Source organism: Tenacibaculum sp. 190524A02b, from assembly GCF_964036645.1.
Lineage (GTDB): Bacteria > Bacteroidota > Bacteroidia > Flavobacteriales > Flavobacteriaceae > Polaribacter > Polaribacter vairaonense.
The window spans coordinates 1011620-1036459 of the sequence record NZ_OZ038525.1 but is presented as its reverse complement, the minus strand read 5'-3'; the positions used below and the strand labels follow the sequence as shown (position 1 = coordinate 1036459).

The 24840-nt window shown below is 30.3% G+C and carries 5 protein-coding genes; all 5 read right to left on the bottom strand.

The annotated features are described in order from the left end of the window. Positions 1-485: 485 nt before the first annotated feature. From ABNT65_RS04050 to ABNT65_RS04030, 5 genes are read right to left on the bottom strand one after another with little or no spacing between them, the layout of a single operon-like run. Positions 486-11288 carry a T9SS type A sorting domain-containing protein gene (locus tag ABNT65_RS04050; RefSeq protein ID WP_348747233.1) on the bottom strand — a complete coding sequence of 3601 codons (10803 nt, stop codon included), beginning with the start codon at positions 11286-11288 and terminating at the stop codon, positions 486-488. A gap of 4 nt (positions 11289-11292) precedes the next feature. Then, entirely contained in the window at positions 11293-13380 is a 2088-nt protein-coding gene (locus ABNT65_RS04045; protein WP_348747232.1) for a hypothetical protein, read from the bottom strand. A gap of 10 nt (positions 13381-13390) precedes the next feature. Then, on the bottom strand, positions 13391-18070 hold the full coding sequence (locus ABNT65_RS04040) for a hypothetical protein (RefSeq protein ID WP_348739853.1): 4680 nt from the start codon (positions 18068-18070) through the stop codon (positions 13391-13393). A gap of 46 nt (positions 18071-18116) precedes the next feature. Then, positions 18117-18827 carry a hypothetical protein gene (locus ABNT65_RS04035; protein WP_348747231.1) on the bottom strand — a complete coding sequence of 237 codons (711 nt, stop codon included), beginning with the start codon at positions 18825-18827 and terminating at the stop codon, positions 18117-18119. A 1-nt stretch (position 18828) separates the two neighbouring features. After that, the gene (locus ABNT65_RS04030) at positions 18829-24831 is read right to left on the bottom strand and encodes a fibronectin type III domain-containing protein (RefSeq protein WP_348747230.1); all 6003 of its coding nucleotides are present in this window, start codon (positions 24829-24831) and stop codon (positions 18829-18831) included. Positions 24832-24840: the final 9 nt, after the last annotated feature.

Sequence of the window (24840 nt, the reverse complement as noted above, 5' to 3'; positions counted from 1 at the left end):
CTCTAAATACTAATATGAGGTTTTACTGAGTTGAATTTAATTATTACTACTAAAACAATAATAAATTATAAGGTCATATAAAAACTAGTATAGGAAGTTTTCATTCGGTATTTCTATGCCAAAATATTAGATATGAAATCATACTAGACAAAACAATTAATTAATCTAACTTAACTTGTTACTAAATACCCCAAAACCTCAAATGTTTTTCATATTTATTTAGTCTTTAACATGAACTCGATATAAGGAATTGAACTAAGGTTTAATTAAATGTTCTAAATATTAGCTTTCTTAATTTTTGATAAATCTCCATGTGTGCTTTTTGTTAAAACAACCAAACTCTCAAAAAAAACAATTCTATTTAAGGTGAATACGAATTATTTTTCAATAAAAAAACCTCTTCTGAAAGAGGTTTTAAAAAGCTTTTATTAATAACTGATATTTTAACTTGTACTAAAATTCTATTAGTTTTTATTAAAAGAAAATTATTTTATAATTATTTTTTTCACCAAGCGTTCTTTTTTTGTCTCTACTAAAACAACATAAACACCAGATACTAAGCTTAAATTATAGTTCAATGTGTATTCCTTTTTTCCATTAGCTTTCTTCATGTCAATAAAATTATTTCCTTGCATTGCAAAAATTCGTACACTAATATTATGTTCTTCTTTTAGTTTAATATCTAATTTAAATTCACCAGAAGATGGATTAGGGTAAATAACAAATTCTTCAATCATTGGTTGATTACTATTATCTTGACTAACTGAATTATCAACTTCTTTTTCAACCACAAATACCTTCTTGGTTATCACCTCTTCACAGTCCCCTACTGTTGTTATTAAAGTTACCTCATATTCACCTACTTCTTCAAATAACAACTCAATATAATTAGTTCCTTCCTCTATTACTTTTGCCTCAATTGGAGGCAACCAAGCTGATTGATCTGGTGATGGAGAACTAACATTTGCTGCAATAAAACTTTCATTGACGAATACTTGTGTTGATACAATAAAGTTAGCATCAATATCATTATTTAATGTATTAATAACAATTGTATCTGAAGCCTCACAACCTTGATTTGTAATTATATTCACTGTATAGGTTCCTGCATCAGCTACTTCAATTATTGGTTCTGAACTTATAAACCCATTATCAGAAGTCCAAGAATAAGTCTTTCCGTCATCTATAGTTCCATCAATTATAGTAGACTGATCTTTACACAATGTAATATCATCACCTAAATCAACTGTTATTAGATCTGGCTCTTCTATTATATATGTTTTTGATATTTTACAACCTTTAATATCTGTAACTGTAACAGAATACTCTCCTGCTTGTAAATTAGATATTATTGCTGTTGTTTCTTCATTATTCCATTTATAACTATATGGTGGTAACCCTCCCTTGACATCAATGTTTATTTTACCATCATTACCTCTATAACACGTTACATTTTTTAATTCATCATTACTTATTACCAATTTTTCAGGTAACTCTATTAGAATATCTTTATTTGCCCTACACCCGTTTGCATCGACTACAGTTAACTCATAAGTAGCAGCTTTAACATTTGTTAATTTTGAAGTAGTATTTCCAGTGTTCCATAAGTAATTATAAGGAGGTGTTCCTCCCTCTATTTTACTTATAATACTCCAATCATTTGCTGTACCACAATTTGTATAATCAGCATTTAATTCCATAGTTAATGTTTCAGGTTCAGAAACATTATATTTTATACTCTCAACTTTATTATTATTAGCATCAATAATATTTACATAATAAGTTCCATATGAAATATCTTTCAAAATATTTTCTTTGCTTATTATACTTGTATCTCCATCTCTATACCATTGGTAGGTATATGGTGATACTCCTCCTAAAACATTTGCTTGTAACCTTGCTGTGTTGTCACCTTTACAACGTACAATAGCTATTTGAGTTAATTTTACCTCTAGTTTATCTGGCTCTTCTAATACATAACTTACTGAAGTTTTACATCCTTTACTATCCTCTACATTAAACAAGTATTCTCCTGCTGAAACTTCTTCTATATTTAATGTATTTGGTATAACGTTACCTGTTGGTGTTTCCCAACTATAATTATAGGGAGAAGTACCTCCTTTTATACCTACTTTAATGTTTCCATTAGATAAACCAAAGCCAGTTGGATGGATTAAATTATCTAGATTTATTTCTAATTCATCAGGAGCTTTTAATTCAATTTCTTTAGTTAGTTTACATCCATTAATATCAACTACCGTTAACTCATACTTTTCTGCTTTAACATTTTCTAAATTCTGAGAATTTTCTCCAGTATTCCATAAATAATTATAAGGTGGAGTTCCACCAGTTACTTTACTACTTATTGTCCAATCTTCGGCTCTTCCACATTCAACATAATCAGCACTTAATTCCAATGTTAAAATGTTTGGTTCTGTTACTTTATATGTATTACTTTTTATCTCGTTTCTATTAATATCATTAATAACAACATAATAATTACCTGCAGACACATTATTCAAGGTTGATCTAGATGATAATACAGAAGTTTCCCCTTCTCTATACCATAAATAAATATAACCTGGTACACCTCCTGTTACCTTAGCCTGTAACATTCCATTATTCTCTCCTTCACAACTAATAATTGCAGTCTGAGAAATAGTAACGGTTAATTGTTCAGGTTCTATTAACTCAAATATCTTAGAAACAGCACATCCTTTATTATCTTCAACATTTAATATATACCTACCTGCTGGTAAATTTTTTAAACTTAAGCTCTCAGGTAATACTAAACCGGTGTTGGTTTCCCAATTATAATTATAAGGTGTAGTTCCACCTGTTAAATATACTTCAATACTACCATTAGTTAGTCCAAAACCAGAAGGGTTATTAATTGTTCTAGTGTTTATTCGGAGTACATCAGGAGCTGTTAATTGTATATCTTTAACTACCCTACATCCGTTTTTATCAACTACAGTTAATTCATATTTATCTGCTACAACATTTTTTAAAGTCTTAGTCTTTTCTCCTGTATTCCACAAATAATTATAAGGAGGAGTTCCTCCTTTAACTAAACTATTTACATCCCAATCTTTTGCTCTACCGCACCCAACATAATCTGCATTTAGCTCTAGTGTTAGAGTATTTGGTTCTGTTATAGTATATTTTTCACTCTGTAACTTATTGTTATTTTTATCTATTATAATCACATAGTAAGTTTCAGCAATCACGTTTTTCAAAGTTTCATTTGCTGAAATAATTGTAGAGCTTCCATCTTTATACCATTGATATGAATAAGGTTTAACTCCACCAATTACATTAACTTTTAATGTAGCATCAGCTTCTCCTTTACAACTAATTATTGCTGTTTGATTAAGAGTAAGTTTTAATTCATCGGGTTGTGTAAGTTTAAAATCCTTTTTTATTTTACAACCTTTACTATCTTCTACATCTAATCTATAGTTACCAGCTGGCAAATTCTCTATTTTTAGGCTTGTAGGCAACGTTACTCCTGTATTAGTAGTCCAAATATAAGTGTAAGGTTTTGTTCCGCCTTCAATTGAAACTTCTATACTTCCGTTTTTTAATTTATAACCAGAAGGGTTAAGTAATAAATCTGTATTTGTTTTTAAAAGCTCTGGCTGAGTAATTTGGATTTCAAAAATATCATTTCCACTATCATTTAAAGCAAAACAATTATTACTATCCTTTAATTGTATTTTATAATTTCCAGGTTTTAAGTTTTCAACCTCAACGTTATTACTGGAAGGTACAGACTGCCAACCTGAAAAAACTCCTCCTTCAAAAGCATATCTATATGTATAAGACATACTCCCACCTTCAACATTAAAAGTAAAACTACCATTTGCTTCATCAAAACAAGTAACATTAGTTGTTGTAAAATCTAGTACAATTTTTGTAGGCTCTTTTACTTCAAAAATAGCACTTTTCTCTTTTATTCCTTCAGCATTATCTACAATAACATAATAACTTCCAGCATAAATACTTGTTAATTGTTTTTTAGTTCCAACAATAGTGTCATTTAATGCATTATACCATGTGTACTTATTTCCTCCTGCTCCTCCAATTGTAATAACATCTAAAACAGCACTATTGTTATTAAAACAAGTTATTTCTTGAAGTTGTTCTACTGATACTAATAACTCACCTGGGTTAGCCAAATTATATGTTTCTTCTGTAATACACCCTTTATTATCCGTAATACGTATGGTGTAGGTACCTTCATCCAAATTAGTTATTTCACTACTTTTCTGTGATGTGTTTTCATCTTTTATTGTTGTTCCGTCTTGATTTTTCCATAAATAGTTGTAAGGAGCTTCTCCTCCAACTATTTTAATATTAATCTCACCATCATTGACTAAATCAGAAGAAGGTCTTACTAGATTTGTCTCTGAAACTTCATACAAATCAGGTTCAGATACTTCTATAAAATTATCACTTATAAAACATCCATTTTTATCAGTTACTCTAAGCTGATATACACCTTTAGCCAAGTTTGTTAATTGATTACTATTTATAGTTGTATGACTCCAAGTATATACATAGGGTTCAATACCTCCTGATACACTAACCAATATACTTCCTGTAGCTTCTCCATAACATAAAACGTCAACTGTATCAATAGATACAAAACTTAATGCCTCTGGCTCTTTTAATTCTATTGACGATATAAGTACTTTATTTTTGTTTGCATCTTCTACCTCTAAAGAATAAATTCCTGAAATAACTTCTATAAAAGATGAATTAGATATAGATGCTCCCGAATTATCTTTCCATTGATATGAATATGGAGGGACACCTCCTTTTACAGATGCTGTTAACTTTCCTTGTTCTCCATTACATAAAATACTTACTTCAGTTACATCAACCTCTAACTTTGCAGGTTCTTCAATTACATAAGTTGAACTTATTATACAGTTTCCTTTATCTATTACTGTTAATTCATAGGTTCCTGCGCTGATATTTGAAAGTTCATTTGTAATGCTTGTTAATATTTGCTCAGATTCATCTTTCCATTGATATACATAATCTGGCGTTCCTCCTGATACTTTTATTTTTATATACCCGTTTGACAATCCAAAACCTGTTGCGTCCCTTTTTTCTTCTGTTGCTATAGATAAACCAACCAAAGGCTGCTTAACTTCAACTGTAGTTTTTATCTCACACAAGTTTTTATCTATTACTGTAACGGTATAATCGCCTGCTACTAAATCTTGAATTGAAGCTCCTACTTTACCATTACTCCAATTATAAGTATAAGGCTTTATACCTCCTGATACATTAACCGATATACTTCCTGTTGCTTTCCCAAAACATAAAACATCTACCGTATCAATAGCTCCAAAACTTAATACCTCTGGCTCTTTTAATTCTATTGACGATATAAATACTTTATTTTTGTTTGTATCTTCTACTTCTAAAGAATAAATTCCTGAAATAACTTCTATAAAAGATGAATTAGATATAGATACTCCCGAATTATCTTTCCATTGATATGAATATGGAGGGACACCTCCTTTTACAGATGCTGTTAACTTTCCTTGTTCTCCATTACATAAAATACTTACTTCAGTTACATCAACCTCTAACTTTGCAGGTTCTTCAATTACATAAGTTGAACTTATTATACAGTTTCCTTTATCTATTACTGTTAATTCATAGGTTCCTGCGCTGATATTTGAAAGTTCATTTGTAATGCTTGTTAATATTTGCTCAGATTCATCTTTCCATTGATATACATAATCTGGCGTTCCTCCTGATACTTTTACTTTTATATACCCATTTGACAATCCAAAACCTGTTGCGTCCCTTTTTTCTTCTGTTGCTATAGATAAACCAACCAAAGGCTGCTTAACTTCAACTGTAGTTTTTATCTCACACAAGTTTTTATCTATTACTGTAACGGTATAATCGCCTGCTACTAAATCTTGAATTGAAGCTCCTACTTTACCATTACTCCAACTATAAGTATAAGGCTTTATACCTCCTGATACATCAACCGATATACTTCCTGTTGCTTTTCCAAAACATAAAACATCTACCGTATCAATAGCTCCAAAACTTAATGCCTCTGGTTCTTTTAATTCTATTGACGATATAAGTACTTTATTTTTGTTTGCATCTTCTACTTCTAAAGAATAAATTCCTGAAATAACTTCTATAAAAGATGAATTAGATATAGATACTCCCGAATTATCTTTCCATTGATATGAATATGGAGGGACACCTCCTTTTACAGATGCTGTTAACTTTCCTTGTTCTCCATTACATAAAATACTTACTTCAGTTACATCAACCTCTAACTTTGCAGGTTCTTCAATTACATAAGTTGAACTTATTATACAGTTTCCTTTATCTATTACTGTTAATTCATAGGTTCCTGCGCTGATATTTGAAAGTTCATTTGTAATGCTTGTTAATATTTGCTCAGATTCATCTTTCCATTGATATACATAATCTGGCGTTCCTCCTGATACTTTTACTTTTATATACCCGTTTGACAATCCAAAACCTGTTGCGTCCCTTTTTTCTTCTGTTGCTATAGATAAACCAACCAAAGGCTGCTTAACTTCAACTGTAGTTTTTATCTCACACAAGTTTTTATCTATTACTGTAACGGTATAATCGCCTGCTACTAAATCTTGAATTGAAGCTCCTACTTTACCATTACTCCAACTATAAGTATAAGGCTTTATACCTCCTAATACATCAACCGATATACTTCCTGTTGCTTTTCCAAAACATAAAACATCTACCGTATCAATAGCTCCAAAACTTAACGCCTCTGGTTGATTAACTGTTACCTCTTTAGTTGTTTTTATTAAATTGCCATCAATTATTTCTATAATATAAGTCCCTCCTCCTATTGCTTTTAAGCTAGATTTTATAGAAAGTTCTTTGTCTTCTCCTTTTCGTATCCACTTATATGTATAAGGCAATGTACCTCCTTCTACATTTACTAATAAATCAACTGTTGCATCTCCAAAACATATTATTTCTCCAGTTTGCTCAATACTTGTTATCACCAATTTGGGAGGTTGTTTTACTTCAAACTCTTTTATTATAGTACAATCATTTTTATCTTTAGCTGTAAGCACATATGTAGCTGCTTTTAATCCATCAATACTATTTTTAATACCTAAACTAGTAGTTGTACCTTTTTCTTTCCAACTGTAAGTATAATCTTTAGTACCACCAGCAATATTCACCTCTATACTACCGTCGTTTGTTTCAAATCCTTTCAGATTAACTATTTTAAAGTCTTGAATTACCAATTCAGCACTAGGTTGTTCAATTTCTATGTTTCTTAAAATTGTTTTACATTCATTATCATCTGTAACCTCAACTGTGTATAGACCTGATTTTATATCAACTAAATCTTTATCTAAAGAAGAAAAGTTAGTATCATTTTCCTTAGTCCATTTATAAGAATAATTAGGTGTACCTCCTTTTATATTTATTTCTATCTGTCCATCATTTCCTTTAAAACAGTTTACATTAGTTTTAGTTTTTAATAATACTTCTAATTTAGTTGGTTCAGTAATAGTTATCTCTGCAAAACTAGCTTCTCCTTTCACATCATTAACTTCTACTCTATATTTTCCTTTTTCTAAACTATGAATAGCATCTAATTTTAAATCTGAATTTATACTAGTTTTTATACCAGCTTCAAGTTTAAACCACTTGTAGGTAAAATCTGAAGATGTTGAATTTAAAGGAAAACCTCCAGTAACAGTAGCAACTAATGCCCCTGTACTATCTCCAAAACAAGTTATTTCTTTGGTTTGATTAATAGTTACGGCAATTGGCTTTGGTTCCTTAACTTCAAAAGTTGCTATTTGTAAACAGTTATTAGCATCTAAAACCTCAACCTGATATACACCAGCTAATAACCCTGAAATATCTCTATTTTTATTACTAAAAGACGAATCTCCTTGTTTAGTCCATACATAACTATAACTTTCTTTTCCTCCAAAAACATTTATTGAGATACTCCCAATACTACCTCCTATAATTGAATTATTAGTTATATTTCTTTTAGTAATTTCTATTTGGGATGGTTCTATAATTGAAGTACTGATTCCTGAAACTATTTCACATCCTTCCTTATCTTTTAACCAAATAGTGTAATTTCCTTTACTTAAATTAGAAAGGGTATTATTTGTTAAATTTTTTACACTTTTATATGTTTTCTTATTATCTAAAGAATATTTATAATCACCTGCTCCTCCCTGAGGTAATAATTGTATTAATCCGTCAGTTTCTCCATAACAAGAAATATCTTTTTTAACAATGTTTAATTTTACTTGTGTTGGATCTGATAATGTAATTGAAGAACTTGTTATTGTATGTCCATCATTAACTTCAACTTTATAATCTCCTTTAAAAGCATCTGAAAATATACTAGTTGTATTAGATTGTACTATCCCATTTTTCAACCACTTATATGAATAGTTCCCAGACCCTCCTATTGGTTTAGCTAGAATTGTCCCGCTCCCTTCATAACATTTTATAGGAGTTGAAATATCTAACGATACTAATAGCTGAGGTTTTTCTTTTACTTCAACATCAGTAACTTTAAGTAATTCGGCTGAATTAAGCTGACAGCCTTCATTATCTCTTACAAATGCAGAATAAAACCCTGCTTTTAGTTCCTTTATATTAGTTCCTGTCTTAGTAAATGTTGGCTCTCCTTTTTTACTCCAAACAACCTTATAATTAGGTATTCCTCCATCTAATTTTAAATTAATCTCACCTTGCTCTGCTCCATAAATATCATTGTGCTTTACTTTTACATTTAATACCTCTATAGGATCACGCCCTTTAATTGGAATAGGGTTAGATACTGCTGACAAGCACCCTGTAACTTCTTTATGTCTTACTCTAAACACATAATCTCTACTACTTGGAGCTAAATCAAATGTATTTGTATTTTTCCAAACTGTACTAGCTCCTTTCCATATAGCATATTGGTAATTAGATGATTTTCCTCCTGAAGCAGAAACAACTACCGTTGCTTTTTCTCCAAAACACTTAATTGGTGAGGTTATATCAACCTTGTCTATTGTAATTTTTGACTGTGGAAGTACTTTAATTATTTTTTCTAATTTACCTTGTCTAGTGTCTTTTATTAAAATTGAATACTCTCCTGCTATAACGCTTACAGATGTTGTACTTTCAATATTTGTTAAATTACTAACTGTAATACCTCCTTTCTTGATAATTACAGAGTATTTAGCATAACCTCCACTTATTGAATTAATCAATATATTCCCTTTATTTCCAATACAATCTGGTTTAGTAGAAGTTATTGTTGCGGATATAGGTAATGGATCATTTATTTTAGAAAGTGGGTAAGTTACCCTACAACCATTAGCATCTATGTATACAATTTTATGAATCCCACTAGGTAAACCTGAAATAGTTCCTCCTGAAGCTAATATAATTCCTGACTTAAGTTTTACATTTGCTGAACTTAGAACTTCATAGTTGTAACTAGTTCCATTAATTGGGCTACCTCCCCAAACATTATTTATTTTTACAGAACCACTGCTTGCGCCAGGAAATCCAGTATCTATGACTGTCCCTTTATTATGTTTTATTTCTGTTGCAAAATTTATTGTTACATTTTTTATAATATCTTTTCCACTAGAATCTTTTGCAAAACAACCTTTATCATCTTTTACTTTTATAGTATACTTACCAGGATTTAAAGGCTTGATTATTTTTGTTCCTGAAAAAGTGTCAGCACTCTCCACTCCATTCAAGACATATTTCAAATTACCTGAACCTCCAGATGCTGTAATTTTTATTTCACCATCTTTTACGCCAAAACAAGCTTGGTGTTTTTGTACAGAAGCTGTATTAAAAATTACTGGTGCTGGTGTGCTAATTGAGTAAGTTCCTGATTTTGGAAACTCTAATTCTACACAATTTTTGATTAGCGCTCCATTAGATGCACGTCTATTCCCAGTAACAAAAATTTTATATTTTCCATCGATTATCCCTAAAGCTCCAGGCTCTTTAGTAAAATTATATTTATATAAATTATCATTTACTCTCTGTAAACTATTAATTCCAACATTCTTACCTCTTGAAATAAATAAATTCGCGTTTAAATCATCTTGTCTTTTTAAGTTAATATTTAAAACTTCTCCTGTATAGAGTTGCCTGTCAAAATATATAGTAAACCCAGTAACTTCATCATAAGAACAAGTTGGAGCATTAAAACTAGGTGCTTTAGAAACTTTGGGGGGCTCTGGTAAAAATTGAATACTAACACTATTATTTTTATCCTTAGGAATTTTAGATTCCTCTAAACAAGATGGCTTGACCCTTATAGGTATAGTCACTCCTTCTAATGCTTTCTTTTGATCAGATGTACTAGTATAAATATCTGATAATTTTACATCTATCACCCTTTGTCCTTCCTTATTTCTAAGAGGTTTCCATTTAGCAACTTTTACAAATTTAGGTGAATAATTTCGTGCTTCTTCAGCAGCTTCTTTTACTCTTTCAAACCAATAATTACATCTTCCTCCTGGAGGCCTATTTTTATCTTTATTATTTTTTAAGAATGGTTGATCAATTCCACCTCCTCCGTCATTATCTAAACACTCTCTAAATCTTTCATTTAATCTATCAATTTCATCTAGTAAAATTTGATATCCAGGTGTTGCTTGATTAACTTTATTTACTACATCTTTATATTCCCACTTGTAAATTTTTCTTTTATTAGTTGAACTTAAACTATTTCCATAATTATCAGCTTGGATTTTAATACTCTCTGTTTGACAAACTATTTTTGTTTTTTTTACATCAAACCCATCAGGGTATCGTACTTCAGGAGTTGGATATATATCTATTTTAGCATATCCAGAATCTACTGCTCCATCATAAACTTGGCTTTTTGTATAACGTTCTGAATGACAAGGAGTATAAACATTTATTGGCTTTTCTACATGCCTACTTTTACAATCACCCCAATGACGGTATCTTCTTGAGTAATGAAACCTAACTTTCACAACCTTATCAGAAGCATCAAATTCTCTAGAATAAGAATAGTATTGGTCTCTATAGTATTTGTATGGATGTAAATTTACTTCTTTTCCACTTCTATATACAAGGTAGATACCTGTTATACCATTAATTGTTCCACAGCTAGAACCTCCACTTTTTACATATCCAGAAATTTCTATTTGATATTTTTGAGAATAGATATTATTACCTAAAAATAATAATATAAAAACAATTAATATTCTTCTCATAACTTTAATAATTTAATTCTATTTTTTTAAGAGGTGATTTTGCTCCAGTATTAAACACAGCCTGTAGTAAGTATATATACTTTGTATTCACTGTAAGATTTTTATCTATAAACTTATTCGTTTTCGATTTAAAAATCTTGTACATAGTTGGTGTTTTTCCTTCTGTAGCTTTATATAAAATGAACTCTACTACATTAGATTCTTCATAATTCCAACGTAAATCAATTTTCTTTTCTGTTCTATTTACTTCTCCATAAAACCTCTTAATCATTGGTTTAGGCGAGTTATTGAACACTTTTATTTTCAGAGGTGTAATTGGATCAGATTCTAAGCCAGATTCATCTACTGTTATTGCTGTATATAAATATGTTTTACCTTCAATTCCTGATTCATCTGTAAATTTATTTAATGGTAATTCAAGTACTTTTATTAATTCCCAAGGTAACTTACCTCCTTTTTCTTTTCTATACAAAACCGTACTTTGAGCATCTGAACTTGAACTGGTAATCCACTCTAAATCAACTTTTCCTTCTTTAACATTGAAAGCAGTAAAAACAGGTGGTGTAGGAGGTACAATATCTGGTCTTTTTAACTCTAAAACTTCTGAAAATTCAGAAGGATTATATCTTTTATCAAAAGCTTGTATTTTATAATAAATGTGTTTATTTAAAGTTTTTATATTTATAGTATCTATAATTTTACTATTAGGAATTGGTCTGAATGTTACTTGCGTAAATTCGTCATTTTTTAAATTTGCTCTAAAAACTCTATACCCATGAAAATCTATTTCTTTATTTTGTTTCCACTCTAATCTTACCACTCCTAAACTATCAATTGTTCCTTTCAAAAGACTTGGTGTTTCTGGTGGAGTAACATCATCTGGCTGTACCATTTTTGGAAAAGATTCTCTTGAACTTCCATCTGTTCCTACCGCAATTACTTTATAGTAGTTAATTGCTTGTAAATTCTCAACTTTAAAGCTTCTACTATTCTTTGAAATTGTATTACTTACTATTGTATAATTCCCTTTTACTTGGTTTGCTCTTACTAATTTAAAAGACTTTAATGCCTGCATTCCTTCAGAAGGAAACTCCCATTGCAACATTGCGTTTCCATCTTCTAATAATTTTATTTCTGTGATAAAAGGGTTATGGATTAATGGTATCTTACCTTTACCAGAAATAATATCAGAATATGGTCCTTGAATACCAAAAGGTGAGACCCCTTTTATTCGATATTTATACTCTTTATTATTTTGAAAAAGACTATCAACATACATCATTCTGTTTGATGTACTTTTCTCTTTCTCACTCATGTTTACAATTGGGGTTTTAGATAAACTTTTAAATTGCTTACCTCCATCTTCTGATTTTTCAATTATATAGTTTGTGTAATATTTTTTAAGAATAGCAAAATTCCAACTTAATATAGCTGTTTTATCTTTAAAAACACCTACAAACTCCTGAGGCTTAGGCAAAGGTTTATAATCTTCTAGTCCAATATAAACCCCTCCATGCTTAACCTTAATCTTCTTTTCTTTTGGCAAAGCTACTTTTACAGAATATAAATAGCGTTCATTAGGTTTTACTGTATTATCAATATACGCCAATCCTGAAAATTTAGCAACTTCAAAATCCTGATCAGCAGCATATAAAGCAAATGTAAATCGTTGTTCTAATACTTGAGCTTGATTTATAATACTTAAAATTCCATTTCCTCCTTCGTTCATGTTTACTTCAAATTGATCTCCATACAATGCTTGTGCAGCTATTGCTGCATTCATATTTTTTTCAGTAAATTCTTTCCATTCCATCATAGGTTTAGGTTTCAATGGAGTAGATACTATCTGTTTTATTTCAGGAGTTGATAAAACAACTTGGTTCCTAACAATTGTTTTACGTTCTATAGTATATCCATATTTATTAGCATACTTCCATGCTGTAGGTGTAGTGACTCCCCAACGCAACATTATTTTATTTTTTGTTGCAGTTCCAATCACCTTTACTTCAGGTAATTTATTTCCTAACTCTTTTTGTGCTAGTAATGAATTACAATAGCTTACAATTAATACTAAAAATAAAATCCTCTTCATTTTAAACTTCTTAATCATTAACAGGGTTTATATATTTAACTGATTTCATTTTCCCTTCTTTAACTTGACCTGGTAAAATGTATTTAAATGTAGTTTTGTATTTACCTTTCCTCATATATGGGAAAGCCTTGAGTATTAAACTCTCATATCTAGCATTGGTTTCCCAAGCTATATTAGAGTTCAGTAATTGATATCTTAAATCTTCAAAATCTTGTAAATAATAATGCGTTAAATTATATTTATATGGACTATATTCTACAACTCTATCATTAAAATCATTCTCTAAATGTGTTAAATACCAAGTCATAGGTTCTACTCCTTCAATTGGAGGGACCCCAACTTTATCAGTTTCTCTTGTTACAGTTATCTCCCCTTCAATAGGATAATCCTTATATATTAATGGATAAATTTTATTTTTATAATAGGAATCATCTAATACGGCTTTGGCTACCACAAGAGGTAAGCTACCTGAAAAATCATTTCCTCTTAATTCAACCAAATCAAACGGTTCATTTTTATTAATTGAAGAGAATAATGTTAATCCATAAGGGTAATCTACATAATCATATAAGTCATTATTCTTCTTTATAGCATTCATCTTATCACTAAAAGTATCATAAGAACTTGTTCTAAAATCATATACTAAAATCTCTCTTTCTCCATCTTTAGTAATTTCTCCATCTGCTTCTTTAGACCTTTTAACCAATTCATTACTATAGCTTTTTTGCTTGTTTTTACCATCAAAAGAGTTTGTGTATTCAGATCCTTCACCTTGATACTCTTTTTTCTTACTTGTTTCCTTAACATTTGCACCAATATCACTTCCTTTTGAAATTAGTTTTATCCTTGTTGTATAATGTTCTTGATGATTCATTTCATCTGGTAAAGAATAAACTAATTGTTTTTTTGCTGAATTATATGTATACTTCTTAGTTAACAATTGTCCTGTTTCTGAAGACATAATCATAGTTTTATCCCAATCAGGAACAGCTTCAAATAGATAGGTTTGCCCTCTTTTCAAATTTATATACGCAGTTCCATATTCTTCTATAAAGAAATTTTTCTGCCCTAGAACAGGGTACATGTATTCTATATTACTAAGTGGAATAGTTTTAGGAGCATCACCCGTTGTAAACTTCACTTCCTTAGTCTCTATAGCTGGTTTTCCTTCTGTTTTAATTACTTCCCAATTACCATTTTTATATTCTTCAAAATGCAATTGTACATACGCTTTTAACTGAGAATGCGGTGGTAAAATTTCATGAGAATAAAACGCAGCTGCATCATTTCTATCACTCCATTTTACTTCTCCTTCAATTTTTTGCCCATTATTAGTTACTGAGAATTCATCTAATAATATCTTATACTTTCTATCACCCGTTTCATCTGGTAATTCAAATATTTTATTTACTTGTAAGTTGAATACCGCCTGTGGAGCCGCAAATACATCAACTTCACCACTACCATCTTTAGGATTTAAATCACTGATAACGACAATTCCATCTAATGGACTTCCTCCTACAATTTCACATTGTTCTCCTAACTCAACTTTAAATCTAAAACTTCCTTTTATCAAACCTCCTAGCAAATTAAACTTACCCCCTAAATATCCTCTAAACCAAGAAGGGTTTGGCAATTTAGCTTGCAATAATACTGCTCCTCCTCCACTTATAATTGGTATTTTAGTTTTGGAACCAAACAAACGGAAGGTCAATCCAAGTTCCCCTTGTAAATAAGCATATGCTTGACCATTAGCATACCAACCATTCATTCCTATTGGTTCAGAAGATCCTTTACAGTGCGCTTCTCCGTAATCTTTTAACATAATATCAAAACCTACACCAGCATCAAAACGCGCATAAAATATTAAAAAAGTTAAATCACCTGTACTTACTTTCAAGCTAGCTCCAAAAGCCAATCCTTTTCCAGATTCAAGCATATTTAAATCTCGCATATAGTCTAACTCTGCTAAATCTAAACCTAAAATATCTGCTACTATTGGATCTGGTGGTGGACTTCCTGGTAAATTATCTCCAGTCATAAAATAGGCATCCATGCTAACCATTAAAATTCCTAAATCTATTTTTATACCTACTCTATCTTCTGGAGTACCTATTAATAAATGCCATTCATCAGGCGAAGCATAAAAATCTAACCATCCAGCTCTACCATAAGGTCCTACTCCTTTAATAATACCTAAGTTTATATAAACTTCAGCTGTTGTTTGAAAAATATCATTAACAAAATCAAAACCAATGTATAAACTCGCTGCAATTGCAGCAGATGTTTGTTGTGCTGGTAAATAAGGGTTTTCTACATCATTCGCTACTTTTTGTAAGTTACTAGCTACTTTATCATAAAAATCATTCGGTAATGGAGATACTAACTCTCCAAATCCTTTAAAGTAAATTTCTTGCAGCCCTCCAGATTTTCTAAATGCCATCCCAAACTCTACTGTAGCATGAAATAAATCTTCTGAACTTTGAGTTACAATCCCTACTGATGCTTTCATTCCAAAAGAATTATCTTCATAAGGCTCGTAGATTACTCCAGAGATTGATGCACCAATCTGTTCATAGGCGGCATTTTCACTATTAGAATTCCCTGCCATCTTCATCCTATTATAAAAACCGCCTCCAAAAGTATTCATAGCAAAACCAGTAAATACTGGAATTCCAGAAGGAATTGTTACTTGTGCATCTGCAAACCAATACCTAAAAGTTGGTTTCCTTCCAAATAATGCTTTAGCTTCCACTTCCAACTTCATTCCTTTGGTAAATTTTGCTCCAACAGCTCCAGCAAAACCTGTTCCGTAAGTAGGGTCGTTTTCAAAAATAAAAATGGCTCCTTTTAGTTCCATTCCTGCTACTTCCATTTCTATGAATAAACGCTCTAAACGAACCCCATCAAATTTCCATTTATTTCCTGTGTCCTCTAATTTTCCTTTAATTGCTAATTTTGATGAACCTCCATTACCTCCATCTGATTCAGATGTTAAATTAACCGCAAAATCAAATATAAGTTCAGCTTTATTTCCTGTCGGGGTTCTTAAGCCTATTTCATTTACACTTATGGGAAAGTTTGCTACTTGTAACTTTCCTTTTATACCAAAATAATCTACAGAAAAATTGGGCGATTCTGTTTGAAGAACCATTTTTTCAAACACTATTCCATCAAAATCAATAACACTTTTTGACGATGAAGAGTTACTATTATTTTGGTTTCCTGAACCTCCTCCTAAACCAGAAGCAATATTCATGGAACCATTTAAACTTGCTTTCGGTCTAAACTTACCATCTTTTACCTTCATTTCAATGTATGAATCTTTAGTAAGGTGAACATTGGCTTTCCATACATTAAACTTAATATCTTTTTCCGTTTTTACAGCTAACTTATACTCACCTGGTTGAAAAACGGCATTATAACTTAAACTATCTAACTGGGAAACAGGTAGTACAAGTTTCCCATTAAATTTCCCTCCTTTTAAACTATTAGTTTCAATATCTAAAAGAAAATAATCTAATGAAAAGTTCCACCCTGATGCCGAGCCTTCTTTTAAACCAATAATATTTTCTCCGATAAATTTACCTGTTACGCCTTGCCCATCAATAATTAAATCTGTTGCTCCAAATGCTACTCGTTTATCACTATTCCTTTTACTAAATTCTGGTGGTAGTATTACTTTTAATGATTTTACATATACACCTCTCCATAAAGTTGGAGCATCTGTATAATATTTATTTAAGTATGCTTTAGGCGTTGCTTCATCATTTCTTAAATCACTAAAATCAAAAACGGCTGTATTTAACTGAAATGTAGTACCTTCTAATCCTTTGATTCCAAACTCTGGTAAGGATATATTTACAACCATATCATTCCAATCTGAAATAGAAGTTTTAAAATCTGCTTCTACATATCCTATTTTCTTTTTTCCTTTTTCATCAACTGGATGTAATAAACCATTTGCAAATTTTACATTTGCATCTAACCCCATTTCTTTAAATCCAGAACAATCAATGATTGCATAGGTTCCGGGTTTCTCAAAACTCCCTTTTAAGGTTAGTAAAATAGAACCTTTGTTTAGGTTTACTGTAAACTGAGAAATTAAATTAAGTTTAGCTTGTCCTACAATTCCTCCTTCATGTGATAATTTGACATCAGATGCTCCAAGTATTAATACTTGATCACCTCTATCTGGGTTGGTATTAGGTAATTCAACTTTTAGAAACACTGTTAATTCAGTATAAGCAGGTTTAAACACTGCTTTGGCTATTCCAACAGTATACTTTACATTACTAATACTAACTGGCTTAATGGCTACAGGTAACTCACTTAAACCATCTCTAGTTAATACGTCTATAAAATTACCACTCTCTTCAATAGAATTAAAAGTGTTAGTAGCCATATCTAACCACTTTTTATTTACTAATGAATCTGATGTATTAAATTGAAATCCCTGTTCTGAAAATCGTTTCTTTACTTCTGCTACTTCAACTTTTTCAAACTTTTCTAATGAAGAAAAATTACGGAATAACTTTTTCTTAACTATTCTTTTAGGAGTAGTAGATTCTTTTACAAGTGCTAAACTATCTTTTCTTGGTTTTTCTTTTACTTTATCCGAATTGTTTGAGAAAATCGCTACTGTAAAAAATACAAAAGCGAAAAAACTTAAGGGTAACTTTTTCTTCATATTATTATTTGCTAGTTAGTTTACTTTTTCTTTCAGTGTAAATTATTTATGAAGTAGCATCTACATCATATATAAAAAGATCAATTCGTTCTTTTAATATAACTCCATTTAAAGTACTTAAATCGTTCAAAAAACTTTCTTTAACTAATATAGAGTTAAGAGAACTTGGAATTAAATCATAAATAGTAGTTAAACATCTATTAGCTATCTTAATCTTAACTCCATCATTATCATATGATTTATCATAACCTTCATTAAATTCATCATAAGTATTGAAGTCTCCTACACTTCTTTTTATTTCAATTCTTCTTTTTGTATAAACATATTCGCTTTTTTTAAATAAAGTAAAATCTACTATTCCCTTTTTTATATAAAATAAATAATAATTATTATTTATTTCTCCTGTTATTGAGTTAATGATATCTATTGGATAAAAATAAGAAGGAGGTAAAACGTAATTTGATAATTTTTTTTTGAGTTTTTCACTTATTACAATACCTTTATAAGGTGAATATGCATTCAAAGTTATATCATCAACCCAATAGATAATATCTACATTAAAAGGAATTTCCTTTCTGTTTTCTTTACTTTCTATATTTATTAAATGCATTTTTATTCTTTCATCCTTCTTCAACGAAAGTTCTAAATCATTTTCTATATTTGAAATAACATTAAAGCGATTATCTTCATTTTTTCCTAAAATGATTTTCCATTCCTTGTTAGATTTAAAATCTACACTAAGCTCATAAACTTTCATTTTATTTATTTTTTAATTGTTCAAAATCTATATTATCCCAGTAAGTAGGTAATTCTACATCACCTCTTACAGAATTTTCTAATAATGACTGTTTTAAGTTTTCTGAAAAACTTACAATATCATCATCTATCTCTCTTGCTATTTTTAAATCATCCCAGTCTTTATTTGCTGATTTAGCATCTTTCCAAAGGTTGTCTATGTAAGCACCAATTCTCTCAGTATATTGAGGATGATTTGTATGCACACCACCTAAGAAGTTGGGATTCCCTTTATCAGTTATAGGATTTCTTCTTATGGCTTCTAACATTATTAGATTTTCCAGTGAATTATCCCCATTTATATCATAATGTTTATGTCCAAAATTTTCAAACCATTTTCTAAATGACTCTCTTTTAAATAAATCTACAGGAAATATATGATGTGACTCAAACTGATTAAAGTGTTTAACATCTTTACCATTTTCTTTAATAATCTTATTTAAACGAGTAAAATATGCTTTCCATTTTTCATTAGGTCCTGCAGGTGGTGTACCTATTTCATAGGTAACTCCGTTACGTGTAAATCTATAATCTGTTTTTGCATTAGGTATTTGTGAATCACCAGAGTCTAACCATTTTTTATTATTCTTACTTACATTTCCTGCTCCTTTCACAGCATCAGCACTTTTAGGATAACCTGCAGCCCTTAGTGCATCTGCTAAAGTACCATCACTTCTTTTTCCTATTCTTATTGCTTCTAATAACGGATCGTCTAATTTTTCTCCTAAAATAATGTAATTATCAGTTGCATCTAAGTTATATTTTTTCGGTCTATAGTCTTCTATCTTACCTCCAGGCTTTGCTATAAACCAACTACCTGTTTCTATTAATCCGTTATCATACAACTTCATTTCTCCACTTGAAGTTATAATATCTCTATTTAGTACTGAAGCTATTTCTTTTGCACTATCTGTATTATTACAGCTAAGTAATCTGATTGTCTTATTTGTTGGAACATCACTTAATGTTCTCGCAAAGTCTTTTGCTGACAGTACAACTTCATCTACTTTACCATTAACCTCTATAATAATTGAAAACTTATCTCCGACTTTATTAGAATGAACTATTACATCTATGTAATCATCGGATTTATTCAAGTAATTTTTAACTAAACTTATTTCACTTCCTGTTAAATTTAATACACTTTTTAAATCATTTGGATTAATTTTTAACAACTCCTTTATTGATAAAATTTTAGCTTTGGCTGTTTTAGCTTTTACTGCTAAGTCCATTGAACCACTAGCTTTTCCTTCTAGAATAATATTATCTAACCACTTTTCTGCTTCTTTTAATTTATTGGTTCCGATTTTTGCAAGCTCTTCAGGTGATACCTTATCATTGAGTATACTATTTATAAAACTTTCTACTTCACTTTTTGAAGGCAAATCTTTTGTATTACTCTTAGCTTTTGTAAAAAATGTTTTTAAACTTTTAACTCCGTCTGCTAATTCTCCTACAGCTATTATTGCTGTTAAAACATTTAATGCTTGTAAAACCTTTTTTACTTCAGGATTTAAATTTTCAGATGATGAAGCTAGTGTTATATTTACTCCTGAACCTATCATGTCTGCTATAATAAATGCTTTTCTTAAATGTGTAGGAGCTTTAGCTAGAGCTCCTGCTCCTGAAAACAAACTAATAACATCAACAGTTGCTTCAACCCCATCAATTATATTTTTGGTGTTTCCTACATCATTTGCATAATAAGCCAAAATTGCTGGTGCTAATACTGGATTATTTTTATTATAATCACTTAGCATACTCAATGAAGACTTATTTACAAACCAAATAGGAGTTATAGGATCTACTTCTAAAGGAGTGTCAGATGTAGGGTATTCTATTAAATTACATGAAACCGTATTCTGAATTTTTATTTTAACATCATCTTTAGATACCCAGTTAACATTTGTATCTGGAGTACACTTTACATAAGGTACTGTTGGGTTTGTTCCTAGGCTTTCTTTTACACCATCCCAAAAACTCCTATGATAAAAATCAATTATTCGTTTTAAAAACTCTTCATCTGAGTATTCTAAAACAGATTTTTTAAACTTTTCTGATTTTGATGCAAGTAACGATAAGGTTTTTACTAATTCTAAATAATTATCATCTGTAAAATAAGTGTGGTCATTATCAACTTTATAAACTAACCTTTTAAGAATAAAATCATCACTGTTCTCATAAGCTGTTTTACCTTTTAATTTATCTAACAATTTATCAACATCTTTCTTTTGAGTAAACTTCAGTAATCTAATTATCTCAATTTCTGTACTATTTGTTGTTACTACACTCCAGTTAGTTAAAATACTTAATGCTGTTATTTTTGAATCAACTGGTAACTTTTCTATTTCTTTATCTGACAAATTATCAATACAAGCTTTTACATTCCTAAATGAAGCGTTAATATTAATATTTGAAAGCATTTCATAACAATTTGAAACTTTTCCTCGAACACCATTTACTAACTTAATATATACATCTATTAACTTTTCTATTGATAAACCTTTTAATCCAACATAAGCTTTATCAGACGGAAGATGGGATTGTGTATCGCTTTTTAAAGCTAATCTAGGAAATATTTCTTCTATAATATCCGGATAAGTATTATTTAAAAAAGCTAACTTAGACGCTATAAAGTAATGTTCTTTCCAGTTGATACCTTCTCCTAAAAATTGCTGTACTAATTCTTGATTTAATACATATGAGCCATCATAAGGTGTTGTTTCTCCATATTTATATCTTTTTTCTACTATTTTATTTTCACTAATTAATACTTTTTGAAACTTATCGTAAGTATTTTTCTTTAAAATATTAACTTTTTCATTTTCCTGAAATGTTAAGTCTTTTACCCTTACTCTTAATAACCTTCTTGAACTTCCATCAGGAACAACAGTTATTACAGATCCATGGTACTTATCTCTCTCTTCTACGGAATAATTTTTAAAACCATTATACGTAAAATCAAAATTTTCAATTGTATAATCATCAGTTGGTTCTATAATCCCATCTATTTTTGCAGAATACTTCTTTCCTTCAATAACAAAAGATTGAAGAGCTCCTGTAGGGTAATGGATATATGGATTCAACTTATCTATTCCAGTTACAAAACTTAAATTTTTAACATTTTTAGGCAATGTAATGTAACTTCCATTCATCGTCAAGAATGTATAAGTTTTATCATTATTTGCAAATTGCTTAGGAATACTTGATACAATTGTATTTTGTCCATCTTCATCACCTTGGAACCAATAAATTTGGATACCAGGTGCATGCATTTTTTTCCAATCTAAATGACTCAGAACTATACCATCACCATTATCCATTAATAAGTTAGTTGCACTTTCTGCAAAATTATATTCATCCCATGGATGTTTTAAACCAAAAATTCCATGACCTAATTCGTGAGCTAATGTTTTTACTTGTTTTTTAGGAGTATTTGCATTTCGGGTAAATACAAACCCAAATTGCCTTTTTAAAGGCATAAAACCATTTACCTCATTGTTACTCACCCGTACATTAGTCACAAAAACATAGTAGGTGTTTTTACTGTAAAAACTTTGTTGTTTTATATAACTATTGAAAACTTGTTCCTCATCAGTATAATGAGCTAACATGGCACTATCTCCCACCTTTAGTTTTCCATTACCATCTATATCCCATTTATAAACTTCTTCAGGTGATATTTCATTTACTTCTTGAATATTTAAACGGACTCCAGCTTTTTTATAAATTTCTTCTACTTCTTTCTTTATACTACTATCAATCTTACCTACTCCTATAGGCACAAGTGTTACATTTATAGCCTCTAGTTCTTGTGAAGCTAAATGGGTAGTTATTAAACTTCCAGCTACATCATACTTTGTTGAATCTTGTTTAGATTTTACAACTGCATAAATTTCCTCATCTGCATAATGAAATTTTCTTATTAACTTTAGTTTAGCTCTATCCCCGTCCCATTCTTCAACTGTTACCTTTCCTCCTTCTTTAGTTTTAAAAACAACATCACTACGTTTAATATCTGGATCATTAATGGTAACTTTAGCATAAATAAAATCTTCTCCATTTGTATCAGAAATTGCTTTATATGGTACTTTATATTTCCCACCTTCTTGCTCTAAAAACTTATACTCTTTTTCAAAATCACTTGATGTTCCGCTAGGTAATTGATCAAAATGATAATAACCTGAAGCCTCAAAAATAATCTTTACACCTGAAGCCGTAACACCATCTACATTTCCTTCTGTATCTAATCCACTTGTATTTGAATCTGTAATAGCCCCTCCATCTGCTTCTTCTTGTTTAGTTATCGTTCCGTCTTCTCCAACTGACCAAACTTCTCCGTTATCACTTTTTATCTTTATATCATCATCTCCTGGTATTATGGCTGTTTCTCCATTTGTACCTGTTACAACAAAAGCTCCGTTTGCATCAACTTCTATAGACTCAATGACAAAATCTACAGTTACAGTTTCTTCTACAACACCGTCATCTCCGTCTATAGTTTCTGCTATATTTATATTTACATCTACTGTCATTGAGGCTCCTTCTCCAAATTCAGGATCATATAATGTTACAATCTCTCCTTCTGCAAGTTGATTTGAAGAATTCACTAAAATCCCATTAAAAGTAACACCAAACTTAGCCATATTTAAATATGGAATTCCTACATATCCTTTTCCAGAAATAATCCCATTAGCTTGATTTTGAAGTTCTGTAATTGTAACCTTAAAATCACCTGCAGTTATTTGATCTCCGATATTTAATCCTGGATGCGGTTCTCTATTACTAATAGCTATAGCATCTGGAACTATTCCACAATTATAATTAGCGTCTTCATTTTGAATAATCTCTGTAGTTACCCTTTGTGTTTCAGAGTACTCACTATATTGATATTTACATTTTCCTTTTACTTTGTACTCATATGTTGTGCCTGCCTTTAAATCCCATATAGTTGCCCATCCACTATTTGTTTTTTTTGTAAACCAATGCGCATCTGGATTATCAGCTTCTCTATAAGCAATTATGAATTCAGAGTAAATAATGGGTTCTTGATTCCAAAAAATATTAATTTTTGAAATACCTTTGGGCTCTGCACTAATATCTTCTGGAATCATACAGGGAGCTGTTCTAGAAAACCAAAATATCTCACTGTATCCTTGATTTTTAAATAACCCAACTTCTTCTATTCCTTGTAATGCTTTTGCCCTAACCCGCCAAGCATAACGTTTTCCTGGAAGTAATAATGGTTTATCTGGACCATATACTAGACTAGTTGTTCTAGTCGTTGTTTCAAATATTGGAGTCTGTGATAAAAAAGCTGTTTGTGGGTTTATATAATCATCCCAAATTTCAACCATACTAAACTCATACTCTACATTACTAACGTTAATATGCCTTGGTGTCCATTGAAAAATAATATTCTCAAAATCTTTGGGTTCTATGTTTGTTTTATTAAATGGTAAGTTTAAAATTGGAGGTTCATTCTTAAATATAAATACTGTAGCACATTTTTTAGTAGAAAGTTTGGTTCCCGATAAGTAATCATATACTTCAAAGCAAAAGCTATAACTACCTTCTGGAATTGTTTGTGAGTATGTTATATTATTAATTCCTTCTATATTTTCAAACCTATAATAAGGTGCTAACTCTGCATTTCTTAAAGTTAAGGGAATACCTCCTTCTATAAATAAATCATCAGCTCCAACCACAAAATCTTTACTTCTAAACCTAATATTATTACCTTCAAAATACGTTTTCAATCGAATTTGTCGGTTACTAACAGTAATATCATTAAGAAATATTTGAACTGTTATAGGACTATTTAATCCAGAATCATCTGCATAATTAAAGAAATTTACTGGAGCAGGCGCTGCTACTCTTGGTACAATGGTAACTGGATATTGTTGTGCATAAACATTTCCAATTATCATCAATAGAACGAAAATCAAGGGTACTATTCTTTTCATTACAATTAA